Origin of the sequence: Thiomicrospira pelophila DSM 1534, assembly GCF_000711195.1 — a bacterium.
GTDB lineage: Bacteria > Pseudomonadota > Gammaproteobacteria > Thiomicrospirales > Thiomicrospiraceae > Thiomicrospira > Thiomicrospira pelophila.
Window position 1 is genome coordinate 285,022 of the sequence record NZ_JOMR01000001.1, and the last position, 24,829, is coordinate 309,850.

Annotated in this window: 17 protein-coding genes; 12 read left to right on the forward strand and 5 right to left on the reverse strand. The window is 44.1% G+C overall.

Features of this window, described 5'->3' with window-relative positions; all coding sequences use genetic code 11:
- The first annotated feature begins 78 nt into the window (after positions 1-78).
- Positions 79-1,020, forward strand: coding sequence for a homoserine kinase (locus tag N746_RS0101375; protein ID WP_029933573.1), 942 nt, complete (start codon positions 79-81; stop codon positions 1,018-1,020).
- On the opposite strand, the gene N746_RS10540 is transcribed toward N746_RS0101375, so the two are convergent.
- Positions 1,007-4,225, reverse strand: a complete 3,219-nt coding sequence (locus N746_RS10540) for an ATP-binding protein (RefSeq protein WP_051678439.1) — start codon at positions 4,223-4,225, stop codon at positions 1,007-1,009. The two genes, N746_RS0101375 and N746_RS10540, sit on opposite strands and share 14 nt — an antisense overlap.
- Positions 4,226-4,372: 147 nt before the next feature.
- Here N746_RS10540 and N746_RS10545 point away from each other — a divergent pair, with 147 nt between their 5' ends.
- The 4 genes from N746_RS10545 to pgm all read left to right on the forward strand — a co-directional run bounded on the left by N746_RS10545 (position 4,373) and on the right by pgm (position 14,210).
- Positions 4,373-9,301 carry a PAS domain-containing protein gene (locus N746_RS10545; protein ID WP_029933575.1) on the forward strand — a complete coding sequence of 1,643 codons (4,929 nt, stop codon included), beginning with the start codon at positions 4,373-4,375 and terminating at the stop codon, positions 9,299-9,301.
- A gap of 10 nt (positions 9,302-9,311) precedes the next feature.
- Positions 9,312-10,214 (forward strand): diguanylate cyclase, encoded by a 903-nt coding sequence (locus N746_RS0101390; RefSeq protein ID WP_029933576.1) that lies wholly within the window; start codon positions 9,312-9,314, stop codon positions 10,212-10,214.
- Positions 10,215-10,301: 87 nt separating this feature from the next.
- A complete protein-coding gene (locus N746_RS0101395; protein ID WP_029933577.1) occupies positions 10,302-12,536 on the forward strand; it encodes an NADP-dependent isocitrate dehydrogenase in 2,235 nt (744 codons plus the stop codon).
- Positions 12,537-12,569: 33 nt separating this feature from the next.
- The gene (pgm, locus tag N746_RS0101400; protein WP_029933578.1) at positions 12,570-14,210 is read left to right on the forward strand and encodes a phosphoglucomutase (alpha-D-glucose-1,6-bisphosphate-dependent); all 1,641 of its coding nucleotides are present in this window, start codon (positions 12,570-12,572) and stop codon (positions 14,208-14,210) included.
- Between the two features lie 52 nt (positions 14,211-14,262).
- Here the strand turns inward: pgm and N746_RS0101405 are convergent, their stop codons facing one another.
- Both N746_RS0101405 and xthA read right to left on the reverse strand, forming a co-directional pair.
- Positions 14,263-14,955, reverse strand: coding sequence for an FAD-binding oxidoreductase (locus N746_RS0101405; RefSeq protein ID WP_081835955.1), 693 nt, complete (start codon positions 14,953-14,955; stop codon positions 14,263-14,265).
- A gap of 18 nt (positions 14,956-14,973) precedes the next feature.
- Positions 14,974-15,795, reverse strand: a complete 822-nt coding sequence (xthA, locus tag N746_RS0101410) for an exodeoxyribonuclease III (protein WP_029933580.1) — start codon at positions 15,793-15,795, stop codon at positions 14,974-14,976.
- 109 nt (positions 15,796-15,904) lie between these two features.
- Here xthA and purU point away from each other — a divergent pair, with 109 nt between their 5' ends.
- Positions 15,905-16,762 carry a formyltetrahydrofolate deformylase gene (purU, locus tag N746_RS0101415; RefSeq protein ID WP_029933581.1) on the forward strand — a complete coding sequence of 286 codons (858 nt, stop codon included), beginning with the start codon at positions 15,905-15,907 and terminating at the stop codon, positions 16,760-16,762.
- A gap of 34 nt (positions 16,763-16,796) precedes the next feature.
- Here purU and N746_RS0101420 read toward each other — a convergent pair whose 3' ends face one another.
- Together N746_RS0101420 and N746_RS0101425 are read right to left on the reverse strand one after the other, a co-directional pair.
- Entirely contained in the window at positions 16,797-18,878 is a 2,082-nt protein-coding gene (locus N746_RS0101420; protein WP_081835956.1) for a tRNA(Met) cytidine acetyltransferase TmcA domain-containing protein, read from the reverse strand.
- A 30-nt stretch (positions 18,879-18,908) separates the two neighbouring features.
- Entirely contained in the window at positions 18,909-19,637 is a 729-nt protein-coding gene (locus tag N746_RS0101425; RefSeq protein WP_029933583.1) for a TIGR04219 family outer membrane beta-barrel protein, read from the reverse strand.
- A gap of 146 nt (positions 19,638-19,783) precedes the next feature.
- Here N746_RS0101425 and mnmC1 point away from each other — a divergent pair, with 146 nt between their 5' ends.
- From mnmC1 to N746_RS0101455, 6 genes are all read left to right on the forward strand, one after another.
- Positions 19,784-21,640 carry an FAD-dependent 5-carboxymethylaminomethyl-2-thiouridine(34) oxidoreductase MnmC1 gene (mnmC1, locus tag N746_RS0101430; protein ID WP_051678441.1) on the forward strand — a complete coding sequence of 619 codons (1,857 nt, stop codon included), beginning with the start codon at positions 19,784-19,786 and terminating at the stop codon, positions 21,638-21,640.
- A 91-nt stretch (positions 21,641-21,731) separates the two neighbouring features.
- Positions 21,732-22,232: a hypothetical protein gene (locus tag N746_RS0101435; RefSeq protein WP_029933585.1), complete on the forward strand. Its 501-nt coding sequence runs from the start codon at positions 21,732-21,734 to the stop codon at positions 22,230-22,232.
- 29 nt (positions 22,233-22,261) lie between these two features.
- A complete protein-coding gene (locus tag N746_RS0101440) occupies positions 22,262-22,441 on the forward strand; it encodes a hypothetical protein (RefSeq protein WP_029933586.1) in 180 nt (59 codons plus the stop codon).
- A gap of 15 nt (positions 22,442-22,456) precedes the next feature.
- Complete coding sequence (locus N746_RS0101445) at positions 22,457-23,029, forward strand: YfaZ family outer membrane protein (protein ID WP_029933587.1); 573 nt, start codon at positions 22,457-22,459, stop codon at positions 23,027-23,029.
- 61 nt (positions 23,030-23,090) lie between these two features.
- Positions 23,091-24,410, forward strand: a complete 1,320-nt coding sequence (locus N746_RS0101450; RefSeq protein WP_029933588.1) for an NAD(P)/FAD-dependent oxidoreductase — start codon at positions 23,091-23,093, stop codon at positions 24,408-24,410.
- Positions 24,411-24,773, forward strand: a complete 363-nt coding sequence (locus N746_RS0101455) for a hypothetical protein (protein WP_029933589.1) — start codon at positions 24,411-24,413, stop codon at positions 24,771-24,773.
- Positions 24,774-24,829: the final 56 nt, after the last annotated feature.

Genomic DNA, 24,829 nt, shown 5'->3' on the forward strand with positions numbered 1-24,829 from the left:
TTGTCAGGTCAATCTGACTTCTTTGATCTCACCTTGTGGTAAAATCAGCCCAACTTTTTAAACGTTGGAATCGATTTTATGTCTGTTTACACCCTAATAGACTCGGCGGATTTAAGCCTTTTTTTACAGGACTATGATTTGGGCGAATTGGTGCATTTTGAAGGCATCAGTGCAGGCATTGAAAATACCAACTATTTTGTCGATACCACTAAGGGTCGATTTGTTCTTACCATTTTTGAACACCACACGCCGGACGAGCTAGGGTATTTTCTTAATATCATGGCGTTTATGGCGGAACATGAAATTCCTACCGCGCATCCGATGCCTGATAAACAAGGTGAGTACCTTAAAACGCTCGCGAATAAACCGGCGGCTTTAGTCGAACGTTTAACCGGACGAACGCTTGAACAACCTGACTTGGTGCATTGTGAAGTAATGGCATATAACCTCGCCAAGTTTCATAGCGCGGGTCGAGACTTTGGTTTTTATCGTGCGAATGATCGTGGATTGGATTGGGCGCGTGACTTGGTGTCCGAAATTCAACATTTAATGGCTTCAGAAGACCAGGTATTAGTGGGGAGTGAGTTGGCTTTTCAAGAATCGATCGACTGGGCGCATTTGCCTCAAAGTGTGATTCATGCTGATTTATTTACTGATAACGCGATGTTTGATGGCGAAAAATTAACCGGCATTATCGACTTGTATTACGCTTGCCACGGCGCATGTTTATATGATTTGGCGGTGATGGTAAATGATTGGTGTCGTCAATCTGATCACAGTTTGAATGAAGCCAAGTTACAAGCCAGTCTGCAAACTTATCAATTAGAACGTAAATTGACGGACGGTGAGCACCAAGCCTGGTCGGCCGCTTTGCGAATGGCGGCTCTCAGGTTTTGGTTATCACGCTTAAAAGACCAGCTGATCCCTCGTGAAGGTGAAATTACCATGATTAAAGACCCGCAGGTTTTTAAGGATCTATTAATTTGGCATCGTAAAACAAAACATCTTAAAGCGGTTTAACGATTTGGTAAGCCGTTGTATAGTCCAGCGTTAACAATGCTTGCTTTAGTCTTGTAATTGATGACTCATCTGCGTGCTTACTCGCCCAAGTTAGTAAACACGACACTTCTTCTTTATTTAATAAGTCGCCCTGCTCTAATTTCAGTATAAGATCGACAGGTTCATGCTGACATTTAGCCGAAGTTTCGACATCCTCAGACTCAACGTTTAAGGACTCTAGCCATTGATTTAAACTGTTATAAACAATGTTTAGACTTTCAAAAAACTTATATTTAGCTTGTTCAATACTTTCAGGGTTCTCTGAGCTTTTTAGAACATGCTCTAGTTGATCAGCGGCGTTAAAAAGATTCATCGCGGCTAAATTACCACTGACGCCTTTGATCGCATGTAATCGGTTTAAATCCAATCCCAATTCATTTTCGAGAACAGGTTTATCCTTTTTAAGTTGGGCCGCAAAATCAACTAATAAATCTTTATAAAGTTCGTCACCGATTTTCAAACGCTTTAGACCTAAAACCAAATCGAAGCCTTCAAGGTTTTTGGGCAAGGCCGATTGGGTATTAGCACTGTGTGAAGATTGAGTTAAAACGGGCTCTTCAGAATTAAAAATTTGCAAATGACCGAGCCAGCGGACTAAAGAGGCATAAAGTGTTTGCACTTCAATTGGTTTGCTTAGATGATCATTCATCCCCGCAGCAAGGGCTTTGTTACGATCCTCAACCAATGCGGCAGCCGTCAGTGCGATAATTGGGATGTCTGGGTTGTCTTTACGTATTTCCATACTGGCTTGATAGCCGCTCTTGATAGGCATTTGCAAATCCATAAATATGGCATCGAATTTTTCTGATTGTTCAGCTTCAACGGCGGCTTGACCATTTTCCACAATGCTTACTTTCAGACCGGCTTTTTGTAAAAGTTGTGAGGCGACCATTTGATTGATTTGATTATCTTCGGCTAGTAAGACATGGCCAGCGAACTTTAGGTTTAACCAGGCCTGATTGTGTAGATTAAAGTGATGAGCAACCGTTTGTCCTTGAGTGTTTTTTTCAAAGTTGAGTGTAAAAATAAAACAAGCTCCATGTTCAGGCTGGCTTTCGATATATAACCGGTTACCTCCCATAGCTTTCACCAAGCGCTGGCAAATGACGAGACCAAGGCCCGTTCCTCCGTATTGACGTGTAGTTGAACTGTCAGCTTGGGCAAAGGGTTTAAATAGTTTATCGATTTGCTGCTCAGATAAACCAATGCCAGTGTCACATACACGAAACTGAATCTGCACGCTTTGATCATCGTCTTGGGTCATTTTTGCGGTTAGACGAACTTCTCCTTTAGGAGTAAATTTAATGGCGTTACTTGTCAGATTCGTCAGAATTTGCATTAAGCGAAGGTCGTCACCAAATAGGGTTTTGGGTAGTCTTGGATCAATATCAATTAAAAATGCCAGTCCTTTTTTATGCGCAGATTGCTGGAATAAAGTCGTAAGATGATCAAAAGTATCCTTCAAATAGAAGGCTTGAGGTGAAAGCTCAAGCTTGCCAGCTTCGATTTTCGAATAATCAAGAATGTCGTTGATTACTGATAATAGCAAGTGTGATGATTGGCTGATCTTGTTTAGATAATCGGTTTGTTGGATATCAAGATCCGTGTCACGCATTAACTCACTAAGTCCAATAACGGCATTAAGTGGTGTGAGGATTTCATGGCTCATGTTGGCCAGAAAATCAGACTTGGCGTGGTTTGCTTTTTCAGCTTTGTCTTTGGCAATTCTCAATTCATCTGAAATACTTTGCTCACGAGATATGTCCATAAACGTGGTGACAGATCCTTGCAATTTTCCTTCATTAACTAGGGGTTGGCTGACCACCTTTACGGTTAAAATTTGATCGTCTTTAGTTTTAAACTCAACCGCACCTTCGTAGATTTTTTGTTGAAACACGCAAGCTTGGATTGAACATTCATCCGGGTCATTTGTTTCGTTTGTAGGGTGTTGATGGAATAAATCATGTGCATTCTTACCTAACAATTCAGCTTCTGTGTAGCCAAGCATTTGCATGCCTTTGCGGTTGATATGACTGATTGCGCCATATTGATCCAATACATAGAGGCCTTCACCCATGGTGTCGTAAATGGTTTTTAAAAACTGGCGTTCTTGTTGATGTTGCGTTTTACGACGCAACCAAAGAATAACAAACAGGCCAAAAAGCCCGGTTGTTAAGGTGCTGATTAATAAAGAAGTATGGAAATTATCTTCGGCCATCAAAAGCTCAGGTGCCTGACGATAACCGACAAGGTAACCTGAAAGTTGATCTAGTGTGTCATGTATCGGAGTTAAGGTTACACTTTGGGGTTTGCCATCCAAAAAGAAAGCCAAACTGCCTTCTTCTTTAGTATTTAGCCAGTGTTGGACTTTATGATTGGTTTTTAAATATCCATTCAGTCGAATTTCATCGGGGGTGAAAGCGGGCGGAGAATCATTAAGTTCGCTATGACGATCCTCTACATAAAAATTTGGATTGACCGTCCAGCGGCTATAAAGATGACGTTGACTATCAAAAAGTTTGCTCATTAGGTCGTTTTCGGCGATTACCATGCGAAAATTTCGATTTGGTAATAATTCACTTGCCTCTAATCGAATTTTTTCGAACGGCATGCTGAGTTCGACGCTGCCTAAGTGTTGGTTCTGATCGTCAATAATCGGGAATACATGACGAAATCCAGATACCACTCGTCCAGTCTCAAACCCAAAGTAGGGTTGTTTATTTTGATTTGCCCAACGAATAGAGGGTCTGATTTCAGTTAAGTCATCTCCCCATTTTTCTATACGATGGAAGCGGATAAAGCTGTGATTATCGGGGGTGTGAAAATGAAATTGACGCACACCCCGCTTGCTAAGATATTCGTATATCGGGCTTAGATATTGAATTAAGGCTTCACGTGCTTGTTGTGTTTGTTTGGGGTTTTGAGCCTGTTTTAATAAAGTCCAAACTTGGGGGCGGTTAACCAACTGATCGTAGTAGGTTTGAATGGTGTAGTCGTAGGTATTTATGGCCGCTTGCCATGCGACTTTTTGGGTTGATGTGCGCTCCATGAGTCGACTTTCCATAGCGGTATCGGTTCGTTGTTTCAAATAGGCATAAGCTAATAGCCAAATTGTAATCAACCCAACAATCACCAACCAATAGATGCGGTTATTTTTATTAAACATGTTTAAGCCTTATCAATAACTGGTTTCCATTTTAGCGGATAAAGCGTCATTATTGGATGCTAAAAGCATGCAAGATGTATAAAATGAATAATATAGTCTGAGCACCGGCTTGGTGATTACAGATGTGTCGGCCTTTAAGGAGTTATTGTGTTTTTCCCAAAACTATTACAAGTCGCCACGCGAGACGTGGTAACTATAGATGATAATCAAACGATTCAAGACGCTGTGCACTTAATGCATGAGCATAACATCCGTGATGTAGTTGTTAATGGGAAAACTGGCTTGCGCATTTTAACCACTCGAGAGTTAATTGAATTCCAAGTCTTAGGGGTTGCATTTTCAACCCCGCTTAACCAAGTTGAGTTGAATAACGTACCTCAGATGTCGCCGGACGCTAGCGTGATAGATGGTTTGGCGGCCCTTAAAGATCATCCTGATGAACATTTATGCCTTATAAATGAGCATGGTTTATGCGGTATTGTTAGTTATTCTGATTTAGCGTCCTGCCTAGATCCGCAACATTTAGCACAGACCAGGTCAATTGGTGAACTGGTACGTATGGTGCGTGTCATCCGTGTTTCGCCGAAAGATACACTGGAATCGGCTTTTTTAGAGATGAATCGAGTTAAGCAAGCGGCTGCGATTGTGGTTGACGAACGAGCTCACCCGATTGGCATTATCACGCAAAGTGACATCATTAATTTGTTAGATCACGAATGGCAAGCAGGCAAACCTGTTGAAGAAGCCATGACTTCTCCATTAATTACGTTTGATGAGTCCATGACCTTGCAAGAGGCGCTGAGCATGAGTCGTAAAAATCGCATCAAGCGTTTGGTGGTGGTTGATGAGAGTGACCGCATTTCAGGCATTGTGCATCAAAAAGACCTGGTGGCTCTGGTTTATCAAGATTGGAGTGATCTTTTACACCAGCAAAAACGCCAACTGAAAACCGAACGTGACTTGTTTGCCGGTGGTCCAGTATCGGTGATTGTTTGGCGAGCCGAACCGGGTTGGCCCGTCGAATTTGTGTCTGATAATATTCGAAACTTAATTGGCTACAGCGCTAACGAGCTGACTGATCCGAATTTTAGGTTTGCCGATATTGTCCATCCGGAAGATCTCGCACAGGTTTCTAAAGAAGTGAGTCAATTTACTTCAGAACACCGGATTGGTTGGGAGCAACACTATAGGGTATTAGATAGCGAAGGGCAAACTCATTGGCTTTATGACTATACGCGGGCCGAATACGATGATAACGGCCACTTTCTCAAGTCTTATGGTTACCTTCTTGATCAAACCGAGTCGGTCAATATTCGAAAATCATTGGAGCAAACGGAAGAGCGGTTGGAATCCATAATTAGCCAAAGCAAACAAATAATATGGGAAATAGATATTAACGGCCTGTATACATTTATTAGCCCAGCTGTTACTCAAGTACTGGGTTATGAGCCGCAAGAGTTGATTAACAAAGTTCACTATTACGAATTGCACCCAGAAGTCAGCCGAGAAAAATTTAAAAAAGATACGTTCAAATTATTGGTTCGTGGCGCATCGGTTAACGACTTAGAAAATCAAGTAACAGCTAAGAATGGTGAACTGTTTTGGTTTAGCACCAGCGGTCAGCCATTATTTAACAGCAAACACCAGGTCGTTGGCTATCGTGGCGTGTATATAGATGTAACCGATCGCAAAATGGTCGAACAAGAAATTGCAAACAGTGAAAAACGTTGGCGATCGGTTCTAGATGGAACAGATCAAGGGGTTTGGGACTGGGACGCCCAAACCAACAGGGTATACTTTTCTGATAAGTGGAAAAGTATGCTCGGGTACGAATCTAACGAAATCAGTGATAGTTTGGATGAATGGTCATCTAGGGTCCATCCGGAGGATATGCCCAGTGTTGAATCGGATTTACAAGCGCACTTTAGAGGTGAAACCGACTTTTATGAGAATGTCCATCGAGTGCAAACCAAGGCCAGCGGCTATAAGTGGATTTTAGACCGTGGCCGAGTGCTAGAACGTGATGAAGCCGGTCAGCCATTGCGAGTTGTCGGCACGCATACGGATGTATCAAATCAACGCGAACAAAAAGAGCGGCTGAATGGTATTGCCGAAAACGTGCCGGGTATGATTTATCAATTTGTGATTCATTCTGATGGCCGAATGGCTTTCCCTTACACCAGCCAAGGGATTGAAGGCATTTATGGTGTTAAGCCCAGCGATGTTAAAAAGGATGCGTCAGTCGTATTAAATTTAATTCACCCTGATGATATAAAGCAGGTGACCGATAGCATGATGTTTTCGGCTGAAAACTTATCGGTGTGGCGCTGTGAATATCGAGTGATTTTACCTAAGGGTGAAATTTGGGTGTCGGGTCAGGCTACACCTGTCCGTCAGGAAGACGGGGCCGTCCTTTGGCATGGCTATATCCATGATGTGACTGAACAGAAAAAAACTGAACAGGCTTTATATAGTAACCAAGCGCGTCTGAATAAAGCACAGCAGGTCGCCAAAATGGGGAGCTGGGAACTCGACCTTATAAGTGGCCGATTGGAGTGGTCGGACGAAGTTTTCCGAATTTTCGAACTTGCACCGCAATCTTTCGTGCCAAGCTATGAAAAGTTTATGCAGATGATTCACCCAGATGACCGTGATATAGTCGAAAAATCCTATCAAAAATCGATCCAAGATAAGAGTCCCTATGATATTGATCACCGCCTTCAAATGCCCGACGGTCGAGTTAAGTGGGTAAGAGAAATGGCTGAAAACGAGTTTAATCAGCAAGGTGAGTTAATTAAGTCACATGGTACAGTACAAGATATAACCGAACAGGTTGAGATTAAACAAAAGTTACAAGCCAGTGAGTCTCAATATCAAGACTTGGTTGAAAGTCACCCTTATATGATTAACCGTTTTTTTCCTGATACCACGATGACGTTTGTTAATACCGCAATGGCCGAATATTTTGGGTTCTCAGTAGAAAAACTGATCGGCCAACAGTGGATAAATATGTTATCTGAAAATGACAGACTATCCAATCTTCGGGCCTTGGAGTGTTGCAGTGCAGAGAATCCAACTATCGCTTTTGTCAATGAAGTTAAGCGTTTTGATGGACAGTTACGCTCTGTTAAATGGGTTAACCGTGCCTTTTTTGACCAGCAAGGTCGGTTATCTCACTTTCAATCGGTTGGGGTTGATATAACCGATCAACTTCAAGCAGAAGCGGCTATCAAGCAAGCGCAGAAAACGGCGGAATTAGCGAATCAAGCAAAGTCAGAGTTTCTGGCTAATATGAGCCACGAAATTCGAACACCGATGAATGCGATTTTGGGTTTGAGCGAACTGGCGTTGCAAGGAGAGCTGCCAAGTAAAGCGCGTTCACAAATGAGTAAAATCTTTCAGTCCGGTCGATCCCTACTAGGTATTATCAATGACATACTCGATTTTTCAAAAATCGAATCCGGTCGTTTGACTATTGAGAATCAAGGCTTTTATTTTGATGTTCTACTTGATCACTTAGCTAGCTTGTTCAGCGACGAAGCCGCACGTAAACAGCTCAAGCTGGTCTGGCAAATAGAACCGGATTTGGCAAAGATTTATCGTGGTGACGAGCTGCGGCTACGCCAAACCTTAACCAATTTGATTGGTAATGCGATTAAGTTCACTGACCAGGGTGAAGTTCGCCTAGTTGTAAAACACCAAATACCCGATAATACAAATAACCACCAGGCCTGGTTAAGATTTGAAGTTCATGATACTGGCTTGGGTATTAGCGAACATAACCAGCAGAAGCTATTTCAGCCATTTAGCCAAGCGGATACGACCATTACACGCCAATACGGTGGCACTGGCTTAGGTTTGGTCATTAGTCAACGTTTGGTTAAGGCGATGGGTGGTGCCGGTATCGAAGTCAGTAGTCAGTTAGGACAAGGCAGTTGTTTTTGCTTCAGTTTGCCGCTTGGCTTGTGCGATGAACAAGACCTTAAAGAGCTAAAGGACAGAGATCACCGACTTTCTATGAGTCAACAAAGCCTGACCGGTGATGTATTGTTGGTAGAAGATAATCCGATTAACCAAGAAATTGCTCAGGAAATGTTGATGCAGATGGGCTTGAATGTTCAAACGGTGTCGGATGGTGCAGAGGCGGTTAATCAGGCCAAACACCAAACGTTTGATGCGATTCTAATGGATATTCAAATGCCCGTTATGGACGGCTATCAAGCCACGCGCGCAATTCGAGAGTTCAATGCTGATGTGCCCATAATTGCGCTGACAGCCGCGGCGATGGTTGAAGATAAACATAAAGCCTTAGCCGCGGGTATGAACGCCCACCTAGGTAAGCCGATTGAGTCGATTCAGCTCTACCATGTTCTAAGTCAGTGGCTTAAAGATGTCCCCAGTTTGATCCAAACTGAGAATATAATCGATGATCAGTACGAAAACTTACCGAGCTTGAGCGGTTTTGATTTACAAAAAGGTCTTACTCAATTACAAGGGAATCAAACACTTTTTGAAAGGTTGTTAAACAAGTTTTCGGCACAGCTTAATGGTCAGTTCAAACCATTACCGGATTTGCTCAAGCAATTAACAAAGTCAGATGAAGAGTCGGTTTGGGTTGAAGCGCAAACGCTATCTCACGCCTTAAAGGGTGTAAGCGGCAATTTAGGAGCCTTTCATTTGGCGGATTTAACGTCGCATATTGACCAGCTACTTAAACAGCGTCAGTCTGTATCCGTGCGAACCATTAAGGCTTTGGAAACCGCGATGCGAGATGCTCGTATGCAAATTGAAGCCAGCTTCCCTCAACAAACGGTTAAGCAAATCGACGATTCTGATAAAGTAGCGCTCAACGCCGATGAACTGAACTTGAAAGTAAATCAATTAAAAGAAGTAATTAATAATAGTGAATATATCGATCTATTGCAGTTAGAAAGTTTATTCGACGGATTGCCCTACGCGGCTCAAGCTCATAAAGCTGACCTGGTGAGTGCGATCGAATTATTTGATTATGAACAAGCGGCACAGTTAATTTCGCAATTGATTGATAGCCTAAAGCTCAATGCAACAACGGAGTAACCAGTAACCAATGAGCCGCGAGAACAATGCTGTTTTAATTGTTGACGATATTTCATCTAACATCCAAGTTTTAGCCAATGCCCTGCAAACGGACTATCGCATAAAAGTTGCGACCAATGGGCAACGGGCATTAGAGATTTGTCGTTCCGAGTCACCACCAGACTTGATATTGCTCGATATTATGATGCCTGAGATGGATGGGTATGAAGTTTGTCGAGAGTTAAAGTCGGATACCGAAACCAGTTCGATCCCTATCATTTTCGTAACGGCTTTAAGTGAAGCCACGGATGAAGAAAAAGGACTCAACTTGGGTGCGGCTGACTATATTACTAAGCCATTTCATCTACCTATTGTGAAAGCTCGCGTACGTAATCACTTGAATCTGAAGTTAAAAACGGACTTATTGGAAGAAATGTCACACGTGGACGGTCTTACACATATTGCGAATCGCCGTCATTTTGATGAAATGATGAAAAAAGAAGCACGTCGTGTGACTCGGATTTCACAGCCGCTGTCTTTGATTATGCTGGATATCGATTATTTTAAAAACTTTAACGACAATTATGGGCATGGGCTGGGTGATGAGTGTTTGATCCAAGTGGCTAAAGCAATGCGTGGAATTATTCAGCGTCCGAGTGATTTATTGGCGCGATATGGGGGCGAAGAGTTTGCGGTCATCCTGCCAGAAACGCCGTTAGAAGGTGCCTTAAAAGTTGCACAAGCCCTACGTGAAACGATTGAAAACCTCGCTTTCCCGCATGCCTATTCGAAGGTGGCTGACCATGTTACGATCAGTCTAGGAGTCGCATCTAACGAGCGTGATCAAAAAATATCGGTCGAAAACTTACTAAAACAGGCCGATCAGGCCCTCTATAAAGCCAAAAAAGCCGGCCGTAACCAAGTAGCACATTAAGCACCAGGCCTGGTGCTTTAAGCTTGGGCGCAAAACGAGTTTCGGTTAGAATAAGCGAACTTAAATGATTCAACCAAAGGAAATTCGATGAGCGCAAATGGCCCAACTTTGATTTACACCCACACCGATGAAGCGCCTGCCTTAGCCACCTATTCACTTTTGCCGATTATTCGTGCCTTTACCCATCAGGTGGGGTTGGAAGTGGAAACCCGTGATATTTCACTAGCAGGTCGAATCTTAGCCTTGTTTCCAGATTTTCTGAAGCCCGAGCAGCAACAAGCAGATGCCTTAGCTGAATTGGGCGAGCTCGCGAAAACGCCTCAAGCCAATATTATCAAGTTACCGAATATCAGTGCCTCGATTCCGCAATTAACCAGTGCGATTAAAGAACTGCAATCGCAAGGCTACGCCCTACCGGATTATCCAGCCGAGCCCAAAACCGAACAAGAAAAAGACATCAAAGCACGCTACGCCAAAGTGTTGGGTTCAGCGGTTAACCCAGTGCTACGTGAAGGTAACTCGGATCGTCGAGTGGCGTTACCGGTTAAACAATATGCCAAAAAACATCCGCACTCAATGGGCGCTTGGACGAAAGACTCAAAGTCACATGTTGCCAATATGCACGCGCAGGACTTTTACGGGACTGAAAAATCCCTGGTTGCGGATAAGCCAACCACGGTGCGGATTGAGCATCATTCTCGCGAAGGTGAGGTAACGGTTTTAAAAGCCAGTACACCTTTGTTAGCCGGTGAAGTGATTGATGCATCGGTCATGAACGTCAAAGCGTTGCGCAAATTCTTTGCCGAACAGATTGCGGATGCAAAACAACAAGGTGTGTTGTTGTCGTTACACTTAAAAGCCACCATGATGAAAGTGTCGGACCCAATTATGTTTGGTCATGCGGTTGAAGTCTATTATCAAGAGGTGTTTGATAAACACGCGGACACCTTTAAAAAATTGGGCGTGGATACCAAAAATGGTTTGGGTGATTTGCTAAACAAAGTACGCACCCTGCCGGATATTGAGCGCTTAGCCATTGAAGCCGACATTCAAGCAGTTTATGCAAACCAGCCTAATTTGGCTATGGTGGATTCGGATAAGGGCATCACTAACCTACATGTACCAAGCGATATTATTATCGATGCCTCGATGCCAGCGGCAATTCGTTCATCGGGCAAAATGTGGGGCGCGGATGGCGAACTGCACGATATGAAAGCCATGATTCCAGATCGTTGTTACGCAGGCATTTATCAAAAAACCATCGAATTTTGTAAACAACACGGTGCATTTGACCCAGCTACGATGGGTAGCGTGCCAAATGTGGGTTTAATGGCACAAAAAGCGGAAGAATACGGTTCGCACGATAAAACCTTTGAAATGAAAGCACCAGGCTTGGTGAAAGTCATTAATGATGAAGGTCGGGTTGTGATGCAACATGATGTTGATACAGGTGATATTTGGCGTATGTGTCAAACCAAAGATGTCGCGATTCAAGATTGGGTTCGCCTTGCGGTAGAACGCGCTCGTTTAACCGATACACCGGCGATTTTCTGGTTGGATTCGGCGCGCGCGCATGATGCGAACTTAATTAAAAAAGTCGAAGCGGCACTTCCAAACTTTAATACCGATGGTCTAGATATTCAAATTCTGCCGCCAGAAGCCGCAATCGAGATGACATTAGAGCGGGCTAAACAAGGCCTGGATACCATCTCCGTCACCGGTAACGTGTTGCGTGATTATTTAACCGATTTGTTCCCCATTTTAGAGTTGGGTACCAGCGCCAAAATGTTGTCGATTGTGCCCTTGTTGGCCGGCGGCGGCTTGTTTGAAACTGGGGCGGGTGGTTCGGCACCAAAGCATGTTCAACAATTAGTACAAGAAAACTTTTTACGCTGGGATTCACTCGGCGAGTTTTTAGCCTTGTCGGTGTCGATTGAGCATTTAGCGAATCAAACTCAAGACCCAAAAGCCAAAGTGCTGGTGGATACTCTCAACCAAGCCACTAGCCAATTCTTGGATAATGACAAATCACCGGGGCGCAAACTGGGTGAGCTGGATAATCGTGGTAGCCATTTTTATCTAGCACTTTACTGGGCACAAGCCTTGGCGAAACAGACGCAAGATAAGCCTTTACAGAAAAAGTTTAAGTCGGTGGCCGATACCATGTCACAAAACGAAGCTCAAATTTTAACTGAGCTAAAAGCAGCACAAGGTCAAGCCATGGAACTGGGTGGTTATTACCATCCAGATGAAGCCAAAACCTATGCGGTAATGCGCCCGAGCGCCACACTTAATCGTATTATTGATGGCTTGTTAGCCTAAGCTGTGAAAACAGATTAAATAAAGAGGTGACAGATGGCGATATCGGAATTTGCGGGTCAAGTGGCGCCGTTTGAGTTGTTAGAAAATATTCCCAAATTAATGGTGGATTATTATGCGCTTAAACCAGATGTGTCTAATCCAGCTCAAGCGGTAGGCTTTGGCACGTCGGGTCATCGCGGCTGTGCTAGTTCGGCCAGTTTTAATGACGATCACATTGCGGCTATTTGCCAAGCCTTGGTTGAATATCGCGCGCAAGCTGGCATTAATGGGCCGATTTTTATCGGCATGGATACGCATGCCTTATCTGAAGCGGCTCATACAACCGCGATTGAAGTATTTGTCGCCAATCACCTCGATATTATTATTCAAGGTCGCGGGCGTTATACGCCGACGCCGGTGATTTCGCATGCGATTATCCGCTTTAACCGAGGCCGAAGTAGTGGGCTGGCAGACGGCGTGGTGATTACACCATCGCATAACCCGCCGCAAGATGGCGGTTTTAAATACAACCTAGCCAACGGTGGTCCGGCGGATACGGATGTCACCAATTGGATTCAACAGCGCGCAAATCAAATTTTATTGCAAGGTGGGCGCGATATTCGTCGCACGAGTCTGAATTTAGCGCTCGCCTCTGGCCGGGTGAAGTCTAACGATTTGATTAAGTCTTATGTTGATAGTTTGACCGATGTAGTGGATATGTCGGCGATTGCCGATTCGGGTCTTAAAATTGGTGTGGATCCAATGGGCGGTGCGGGTGTCGATTTTTGGCAACCAATCGCAGAAACGTATCATTTGAATCTTGAGGTTGTGAACTCAAAGGTCGATGCTACGTTTGGCTTTATGAGTGTAGATAAAGACGGCAGAATCCGCATGGATTGTTCGTCACCCTACGCAATGGCGGGTTTGATTAAACTGAAAGATCGGTTTGATATTGCATTTGGTAACGATCCAGACGCAGATCGACATGGCATTGTCACACCAACCGGCGGTTTGATGAACCCGAATCACTATTTGGCGGTGGCGATTCAGTATTTATTTACCCATCGTCCAAACTGGTCGGCTCAGGCTGGAGTCGGTAAAACTTTGGTGTCGAGTTCAATGATTGATCGGGTCGCACAAAGCATCGGTCGAACATTGATTGAAGTGCCGGTCGGCTTTAAGTGGTTTGTACCAGGCTTGGTGGAAGGTTCATTGGGTTTTGGTGGCGAAGAATCAGCCGGAGCGTCGTTTCTGGATAAACAAGGCCTGACCTGGAGCACGGATAAAGACGGCTTGATTATGAACCTACTGGCGGCTGAAATAACGGCTGCAACCGGGCAAGACCCGTCTCAACACTATCAAAAGCTTACCCAGCAATTTGGAGCTCCGATTTATACTCGGATTGATGCACCAGCTAATCGCGAGCAAAAAACCAAGTTAAGCCAGTTAAATGCCGATCAAGTGGCCGCTACTCAGTTAGCGGGCGAGCCGATTACAGCAAAATTAACGCATGCCCCTGGAAATGGAGCGGCGATTGGTGGCCTAAAAGTCACCACCGAAAACGGTTGGTTTGCGGCTCGGCCTTCTGGCACCGAAGATGTTTATAAGATTTATGCCGAATCGTTTAAAGATGAGGCTCACCTTAAGCAAATTTTGCAGGAAGCTCAGCAACTAGTGGATGCGGTTTTGGTGTAGAGTTAAGTTGCACTTGCGCTCGTGTGTCAGAGGGCGCAAGTACAAACGGTTTTTAATGAATGTAGCGTAACGTTGGCAGACCCGCGTTAATTAAATCTGTTTCAGCGGTTTGCACCATCGCCCAGGCACCACATAAATAAACGGTCGCTTGGCTTAAGTCAGGGTTTTGTTGAATCGCAACCTCATGTACAAACCCCTTTTCGCCACTCCAAGCTGGATCGTTTTCAGATAACACCGGAATGTAGGTGAGTTGTGTATCTTGCGCCGCCAAGGTTAACAGGCTGTCGTGAATGTAAAACTCTTCAATGCGACGAGCGCCCCAATAAAGTTTGGTGGGCTGGCTTAATCCTTGTTTTAAGCGCTGTTCTAGCAAGGCTTTGATTGGCGCAATTCCTGTTCCGCCAGCAATGTAAATATTCAAATCCGTTTCGTGTTGTAACTTCATTTGCGGCTTAGGGCCGTCAGCCCACAAAGTATCCCCAGCTTGCACTTTAAATAAGCGTTGCATCCATTCAGTTTGATCTAGGTTACGTACATGCAACTCTAATAAACCATTATCTTGCGGCGCATTGGCGATTGAAAAAGGTTTGGTTTCAGCTTGATCTAAGCCGAGCATTAAATAGTCGCCAGCCTGATAACTAAAAATGCTGCTGGGTTCTAAGAAAAGCTGCATGATGTTTGAAGTCAGGTGATTAACGCGCTGAACCTTCAATGTATGCATGTTGTTTACCGTATTGGTTGTCATAAAATTATAAGCTGCTTTTTAAAGTTTAAAATCGGTCCAAACGGGCGCGTGGTCAGAAGGCTTTTCCATGCCTCTTACGTCATAAGCAATGTCGGAGTCGGTAACCAGTTCATTTGCTGATTTGGTCGCCAATAATGTATCAATTCTTAAGCCGCGTTTGGGTTCATCATCAAAGCCTTTCGAACGATAATCAAACCAGCTGAATACGTCATTGCGATCTGGGTGGACTTTACGATAGGTGTCATATAAACCCCAGTCTAGCAGCTTTTGCCACATTTCGCGTTCCTCGGGTAAAAAGCTGGTTTTGCCAGTTTTAAGCCAGCGCAAACGATTGGCTTCACCAATACCAATGTCGATATCTTGGGGCGAAATATTAAAGTCACCCATCAACACCAGCTTTTGCTCCGGTTGACACTCATTATTTAAATAGGCCATCAAGTCGGCATAAAAAGCTTGTTTAGCTGGGAACTTAATCGGATGTTCGCGGTTTTCGCCTTGTGGAAAATAGCCGTTTAGTACACGTATGGTTTCACCACTTGGCGTTACAAAGTCACCAATGATCATGCGGCGCTGTGCATCATCTAAGTCGGTCGTCCAGCCTTTTTGGAGTTTGGTTAGTTGCAACTCTGGCTTATAAAGTAATGCCACACCATAATGAGTTTTTTGACCTGAAAACTCGGCTTTGTAACCTAGGCTTTCAATGTCGGCCAATGGGAATTCGTGATCTTGTACTTTGGTTTCTTGCAGGCCGATAATATCGGGTTGATAGCGTTCAACCAATGTTTTCAATTGATGTTGGCGCATACGTACGCTATTGACGTTAAATGACACAATCTTCATTCACACAACCTTGCTTTGCCCTAAAAGATCGCAAATTATACCATAGCCAAATATCCTGACTGGGCTCGGATTTGGTATCATAAGCCTTTTGCTTAGCTAGGATAACAACATGAACCGAGTCTACCGTTTGGTGATTTCTTGCCCCGATCAGGTTGGTATTGTCGCTAGAGTTGCGACCTTTATTGCTGAACAAGGGGGCACGATTGTCGAAGCCAATCATCATACCGATGCGGGTAATGGTTGGTTTTTTATGCGCCATGAAATTTTAGCCAGCTCATTGCCAGACGGGCTTGAGGTTTTTAAGGCTAAGTTTAAGCCGATTGCCGATCATTTTAATATGACTTGGTTTATGACGGATTCAGAACAACCTAAGAAAATCGCCTTGTTTGCGAGCAAAGAGTCGCATTGTCTGGCGGACTTGATGTATCGCTGGCACGAAAAGGATTTACCGGGTGAGATTGTATGTGTGATTGCCAACCACGAAGATTTGCGCTCAATGGTCGAGTGGTATCAAATTCCATTTCATTATGTCCCTGTCACGCCAGAGACCAAAGCCCTGGCCTTTGCAGAGTCTGAGCGTTTAGCCGCGTATTATGAAGCGGATGTGGTGGTGTTAGCGCGCTATATGCAGATTTTACCGCCGCAAATGTGTCGTGATTATGCTGGTAAAGTGATTAATATTCATCACAGTTTTTTACCGTCTTTTGTGGGGGCGAAACCTTATCATCAGGCTTATGAGCGCGGCGTTAAATTGATTGGTGCGACCTGCCATTATGTGACTGAAGAATTGGATGCCGGCCCGATTATTGAGCAAGATGTGATTCGCGTATCACACGCGCACAGTATTGAAGAAATGCGTCGCCAAGGGCGTGATGTCGAAAAAACTGCATTAGCGCGTGGATTACGTTTTCACTTAGAAGATCGTGTGATTATCCATGGTAATAAAACCGTGGTATTTTCAAATTAATCCGTGATTACTCAAGTCGATCTTATTGCGTGATTTAAAACGACTTAGCTTGATAGCGCGTTAGAGTTTGACGAAGGATCGTCTCAACCGCACTTCTTCCAGCCAGCTTGTGCTGGTGTGCAATCGTTTGCCAATCGCGCTTTCGTATGATTTTATCAAGCCAAACTGATTGAACCTGCTCGGACTGGGTTAACAGGCAGCGCGGGTTATTCAGCGCCCATTGCCAAAGCTGTTGGCTCACTGCTTCATATGGCGCGTGTTCGTTCAAATAAGCATTCAGTTGGACTGAAAGCGTTTCGTGATTGATGGCTGGATTCTCGGTGAGCAGATTCCAGATTAAGCTGGCTGGCAATTGATTGTATAGTTCAATCAGGTTGTGAGGCAGCTGCGTCTGGAACAACTGCTGGCCTGTGTCGAGCAACTCGTTTGCAGGGTGGCTATAAAGCATCACTAAATTATGCGTTCCACTGGCTTTATCACGTTTGGCACCAAGGTGAACGGACTCAAAGCCCTGTTTACGCCAGAAATGATAGAGGTCTTGGGTGACCCCAAAACTCGTACTGATAAATTCAGCTTGCGAGCTTTGTTGCCAATGTAGAACAAGCTGGCTTCCAATGCCTAAGTTTTGAACTTGCGGGTGAACCGCTAGTCGCATAGCACGTTCGCTACTTAGATTTAATAAGTCGTCTTGTGCGCTGAAGCGGCGTAAAAGCTGTGGAACCAAATGGCCTTTAACTCGTCGATTGGGTTCAATATTGGGCAAATGACCTTCGTTACAAATTAACAGCACCCCGACTAACTGAGGGTTGGTGACGACTGGTAAATACGCCAGTTGCAGCTGCAAGTCAGGCGCGGATAACCAGTGCTGTAAATCGGCAGGAGACGTTTGGTAATGTGCTTCAACTAGTAAACTAAAAACTTGGCTTAATTCGTCGGTTGAGAGTTGATTGGGTGCGCGTGTTCGAATGTCGATGGTTAAGTGTTGTGGGTCTAGGTTATCCGTGCTGGAGAGTTTATTTAACTCGATATCCAGTAATAAAGCTTGGTTGATGGCTTTTTCGAGGGGGTCATTTGTATTCCAGCGTATCGGTTGGCTTAAACGAGTTTGATGCCAGCCGGGAAAGTGCTGGTTTAAAAATGGCTTAAACTTCAAACTAAATCCGCGCCCAGAACCTTCATAGCCATGTTGTGTAGTGGCCATAACCACTCTTGGATAGAGTTGTACCAACTGTTCTAATACTGGTATAGGTAAATGTGCCGCTTCATCCAGCATTAATACATCGGTTTCAATAGGGTGCTGAATTAATTCACCAGGGGCTTTAAAGGCGAGGGTTTGGTTTTGAGTCTTAAGTCCGCTTTTTGTATAGTCTGCTCCCAGCACTTGCGCGGCGCGTTTAAATGCTAACTCACATTGAGCAAAGCGCGCTGTACAGATCACGATGTGTTGCTTGCCTTGCTGTAAAAGTCGAGCCGCCGACTCGCCTAATAAGGTGGTTTTACCACGACCTCTAGCGGCTTCGATTATTAATGGGCGTTTTCGATGTCCGAACGCGACTTGCTTAATAGCCACCAAAGCTTGTTGTTGATCGTTACTCAAACCATTGAGTGGCGGATGGTTTAGTGGCTGGTCGATTTTTAAGCCTGGATTTAGCGGTTCGTCTTGCATAATCCAAACGCCGTGTGACTTTAAACTTGTGTATAAATGATCATTAAACTGGCACCAGGCCTGGTGGTAGGTATGAGGGTGACTCATAAAACGCTGGTTAGCTGGGTTGGGTTGATGTAGCCAGTCATCTATGGGGGGAATTAACAACCATAAGACTCCACCAGCTTGGATCATGCCCGCCGCAATACCCAAGGCGTCCGCATCAATACCAGATTCAGCACAAAAGATGGCGCTGGGTATTTCTTGACCGAGTTGATTTTGTAATTTGTCGACAACTTGAAAGTTAGGCAGTAGGCTAGTTTCGCCAAACCATAATCCGGGTTGGGTTTCGAGTTTTTGGAGTTGATTTAAACGCCAAGATAGATCGCCACTTAGAACGACCAGTTGACGATGGCGCACTTGAGTTAAGTGCGCTTTAAGGGAAGCAATGAGAGGATTAGCGGACGGCAACGATTTTGACTGAGTTAGTCGTTAGTAAACTTAAAAAACAAGTGTAACGCCTGCAAAATAACCGTCAATTTTCATGTCCACATCAATGTCCCCTATATCATCGGTTTTAAGCTGTTGGTTTCGGTAACCCGCTTCAATGCCGAGCTTTAATCCAAAGCTGGTAATGTCATAACGTGCCTTTAGAGTGGTGTCATTGTAAATAGACCCCAACGTTTTAATGTCAGCACTAAAGTTTAAAGGTAAACCCGGAATGTCTGCTTGGGCTGCTAAGTAGCCAACCGGTACAGTCCCATCTAAGTCAGTGGTTTCTCGGTTATTGCTGCTGTCTGAAATGGTCAAGTCACCCGTAAACTGTTTAGCACCAAATCCATAGTTAAGGCTAACAACGGGTAGCGGGATGCCCCAGTAGAGCAAAACGTCAACTTGATTCAAGTTTAGATCTGTCTCGCTATCCGCGGTAAAGGTTGCACCTTGAAACGTGACGCTTTGACTACCGTTGCCGCTGCTGCTAACTTGAGTAGACTCTAAGCGAATATTTGGGATCAAAGGCAGGGGATGATTAAAATAAGCCCATACATAATTATTGTTACTGGCATCTAAACCAGTGTCTTTTTCAACATCAAACTCATTATTATTGGTTGTAACTGTACCAACTGGACCTGACGTCCAGATCCCAGTTCCTAAGCCAGCACCTAATATGTCAGCTTGTGCGTGAGTTGAAGCTAATAAAATTGTTAAGGTTAAGGCATATTTTTTCATGATTCATCCACCATTTTGGTTGTTGTATTTTATTATAACGCAAACTTATTCAATACAAAACAGAAAAAGATAATTAGAATTTTAATGAGCTATAAAAAAGAATTTATCGAACTTTATCAGGCCTGTTTTTTAGTAGAGTTCAGATCATGACTGTGACATTCAATGTTTTAAAATCACTTGGTTTAGCTAGTCAAATTGAGCAGTCCGAAAGGGTTTCAATTGCAGAAATAGGTGTGTCAGATTTCCAACTTTTTTTTGAGTTGATGAATTTATGGCGGGCTAAGACAAAATCGGCCGCAAAATTGCATTATGTAATATTTGATGAACGGCTCAACTCAAAGTTTATGTTGGAGCGATTAAAGTCATTAAGGCCGAAGGCTGCACCGAATGCATTATGGGAGGAATGGCTTAGCAAGCGCCCAACTGTTTTACCTGGCTGGCAACAGATAAGTTTGCTAGATGGACGTGTGCAGCTGAGTATATATTTTGGCGACCTATTGCAGGGTGTTACCGATTTGGATATAAAAATTGATAGCTGGATTTTATGGCCGCAAAAAAGGTTAGATAAGACTGTATGCACAACCAGTGAGTTTGTTAATCAGATACGTCGTCAAAGTAAACTAAGCACGCATTTAGTTAGTGTTTACCAGGATGACGATGCACTTCGTATGTATGAAAAATTAGGGTTTGGCATTCTCATTAATCACCCGGAAAATGGGTTGCTCCTGCAGATTAATGGTGCCCGTCGTTTCACCACTAAAACGCCTTGGTTTGATCGCCCAGCGGCTTTTAAAGAACCAGCTCATGCAATAGTAGTTGGTGCCGGTTTGGCGGGGGCAAGTGTCGCTTACGAGCTGGCCGAGGCCGGTTGGGCAGTAACGGTATTGGAAGCTAAAGATAAAGCCTCTGATGGGGCGTCAGGAAATTTGGCGGGGGCGCTTCACCCATTAGTTACCGCAGACTGGAATTTACGAAGTCAATGGTACTGGCAAGGTTTTCAGGCAACCTTGGGACGAGTTAAACCGTGGCTAGAGGCAAATAAAATAAAGGGTAATTTGAACGGTCTTGTGCACTTGGCCGTGGATGAAAAAAACCATAAACGTATGCAAGAAGCCATGGGTCGAGTTGGTTTTCCGGCTGATTTTGCATACTGGGTAGAGGCGGATGAAGCCAGTAAATTATTGGGTGGAACCGTAACTCAGCCTGGTTTATTTTTTCCTCAAGCCGGCTGGTTAAATCCGCCTTCAATTGTGGCGGCGTGTTTAGATCACCCAAAAATTAAAGTGTTTTATGAGCAAAATGTAGAGATGCTAACTCAAAACACAGAGTCATCAAGTCAGAAAACTCATTGGACGTTACATACAAAAAGCCAGGTTTGGCAAGCCGATGCGGTGGTGCTGGCGGAGGGAGCTATACCGACAGTGATGAATGGTTTGCCCATCAGACCTTTAAAAGGACAGGTTACTAACTTGAATCAAGACCACCAGGTCTGGTCGCTGAAGAGAGCCGTTAGTCATTTAGGTTATTCGGCGCCATCTCCCAGTGGTATGGCTGTGACAGGCGCAACCTTTGAAGCGCCCAGTTTGGATCCGACTGTGAGCTTGCAACGTCATCAGCTTAATTTAGATTCAGTGGCCAACAGTTTGCCAGACTGGTTAGAGGCACAACCAGAAGACTTAAGTGGGCGGGTTGGATTTCGGCCAACCACGCCGGATCACTTACCTATTATTGGAGGGTTACCTGATACAGACTGGTTGGCATCGGCCTACTTAAACCAATCGCATAAACAGGCAATGTTTAAGTACCCGTCCCAGCGTTATCAGGCGGGTTTATATGTGACAAATGGTCATGGTGCACGCGGCTTAATGTCGGTTTTTTTGGCGGCGAAACTCATTTGTGCCGATATGATGGGGGAGCCCGCACCGATCGTACCATCGCTTTATGCGGCCACACACCCGGCTCGATTTAAGATACGCGAATGGCGACGACAAGGGCCGGCATGATTGATCAAAAGGAAAGGCCGAATTTTATGTTAAAATTTAGCTAATTCTTATATAAAGAGACCAAAATGGAGAAGGCTCCAAGGAGGAGATCATGAGACATTGGACTATTCTAGCCGCTTTAGCTTTGTTAGTCGGATGTGCGCAGAAGCCCGTTCAAGAAGTTGAACCTGTAGACTTTAATGAAGGAACCGGTTTAACCTTAATTGAGTTTGATGGCTTAGCACCAGGCCTGGTATCCGAGATGCTTGAGTTCAACTGGCTTTCCAATTTTGAACAGCGTCACGCTAACCAACCGACGCTCATGATCGGCGAAATTGAAAATAATACAGGTGAGATTTTAGCGCGTACCGACTTTATTCGCACTCTTGAAAGACGCTTACTTGAGTCTGGAAAAGTGAATTTAGTTCATGATAATAAAAATGAAGCAGACTTTATATTATCGGGTAGAATTCAACTCGATATTGAACGTACGGAGTTGCGCCGGGTCGCAAATTATGAATTGCACTGGCAGCTTGAGAACACCCATACGCAAAAACAAGTCTGGTCGGCGATCAATCGGTTGCAAAAAGTGCAGGAAAAACAGATTCCATAAAGAACTGATTTCTCAGGAGAGCCCTACTTATGTTTGGACGCTTATTTACACTGCTCATTATATTGGCGGTGTTATCTCTAGCTGTGATGTTTAATTGGTTCGATGCTCGCGAATGGGTCTCGGCCGGGCTAGAGTGGATTCAAACCATGTTTGAATCCTTATCAAAAACGGGTGACCGTTTACAAAGTTCATTTGAATCAACGCATTAAAGGTTACATAAAAATATGAAAAATATGGTCAAAGCGGCAGCCTTAAGTTTGGCGTGTTTAATCACAACTTCAGTGAGTGCAAATCAAGTTGGTCTGAGTGTTAAGCTCGCAGATGAAAGTGCGCGTATCGGCATGTTGAGTGAAACAGAGTGGATGCAAGAAATTTATCGTTTTGAAGCCGGTTTTGAGTACAACGAAAATAAAGATTATCTAGTGGATACTTCTATTCTATACACGAATAAAGGCACTTTTGATCCAAACTTAGATGTCGGTTTTCGAGCGAAAGCCGCTTTAGCCACGTTGGATGAAATGAACGAGACCACTTACGGCGCAATGTTGGGTATCTATGCACGTTATTGGTTGCCGACCCCGGTTCCATCTGCCTTGGTGGGGGAGTACTTGAATAGTCCACAAATAATTACTTTTGGTGATGGTGAGTCCTTAGAAGAGTATTCACTAAGAGGTCAAATTCAGCTCCTTAGAAACTTAAATGGTTTTGTTGGTTACCGTTATTTCTCAATTAAGAGCGAGGTTGCCGAGTACGATATGGAAGATGGCTGGCACGTAGGAGTTGAATTATCCTTCTAGGGCGTTTTCAATTAGCATTAAATAAACGCATTGTAATTTAGAGCAGTTTGATAGGAACAGCATGACTAGCATGTATAAAATGTCGTCGCTAAGTCGGCGCAAGTTTTTGGTAGGAGGTGCGACCGCATTAGCCGTCGCATCTGGATTGCACTCGATTAATGCTAAGGCATTAGAATCCTCTGCACGGATCGTGATTGTTGGAAGTGGCGCGGCTGGAATAAGTATCGCCAATCGGTTAGCTCGCGCCCTTAAAAATTCCAAAATTACGATTGTTGATCGTAAAGAAACACATTATTACTGGCCTGGCCTTACATTAGTAGCGACCGGTGCTTGGCCTAAAAGTGATGTATTGGATCGCAATAGTCGGTTTATTCCTGGTCAGATCGATTGGGTCAAGGAAATGGTAATCAACTTCGATCCTGAATCTAAGCACGTTGAAACCGATACAGGTCGTCATATTCCGTATGATTATTTGGTGGTGGCCTCCGGCGTAGAATATAACTACCGCGCCATTGAAGGCTTGGACATTGAAGCGTTTGGCCAAAATGGTTTAGCCAGTGTATATCATAGTCCAGATGTGGCGGCGTTAAGTTGGGATGCAATTAAAAAGTATTCGGAACAAGGTGGTGAAGGCATCTTTACTTTGCCAAGCACTCCAATTCGTTGTGCTGGTGCGCCGCTAAAAATGGCTTTTTTGACAATTGATCGCTTAAAGCAAAACGGTGGGTTTGATCAGGCTAATTTGAATTTCTATTCTGCAACGAACAACCTATTCGGCTTACCTTGGTTCAACGAGTTTATTATAGATCGTTATAAAGAAAATGGTATGCAGGTTGGTTTGCAAACCGAGTTGACGGCTGTAGATATTGGAGCGCGTAAAGCGACCTTTAAAAAGGCCGGCGGTACAAGCTTTAAACAAGGTTATGACTTGTTGCATGTTGTACCACCTATGCGCGCGCCTTCATCTGTGCGTTATTCGGACTTGGCTTGGCCAGAAGATAGTCCTATGTCGGGCTGGTTGGCTGTCGATAAAGACACATTGCAGCACGTAAAATACCCAAATGTGTTTGGGTGCGGTGATGTAAATGGCACACCGCGCGGAAAAACCGCTGCTACCGTAAAAATGTCAGTTCCTATCGTGGTTGAAAATCTACTGGCCGTAATTGGAGGCAATCAGCCAACGGCTAAATTTAATGGCTATACGTCTTGTCCATTATTGACTAAGTTTGGGGCCGCGATGTTGATTGAATTTGATTATGATGGGAAATTGGTTCCAACCTACCCGTTTATTGACCCTTATAAAGAGTCTTGGTTAGCGTGGGTGATGAAAGAACAATTACTTAAGCCAACCTATCTTCAAATGTTGAAGGGTAATGTTTAAATGAGTGAATTAAACTTAACTTTTTTTATGTTGCTGGGTTATGCTCAAGCACACTGGTTAGTAATCAGTTTGTACATCATTGGTGGCACAATCTTAAATTATGCGGCTTGGACACAAAAAGGAAAAACACGGTTTTTTCAACCAGTTTTTATTGAGCAAGCCTTAATCGGCTTAGCTGGCTTATTCGCTTTTCTGTTCTTAACGATTCCGTGGATGACCGGTTCGAGCCTGTTTTTATTGGGTTATTGGGCAGATTGGGTTTTATTATTTGTTATGGCTCTGGGCTACAGTATCGCTTCGCTAGCCTGGAGTTATCCTTTGATCCGACTTTACCATGTGCTTAAGCCGGTTGAAGCTAAGTAGCTCTTTAAACGTTTTATCGATATGGAAGCCCTAGCCTATATTTCCTGTCAAGGTGC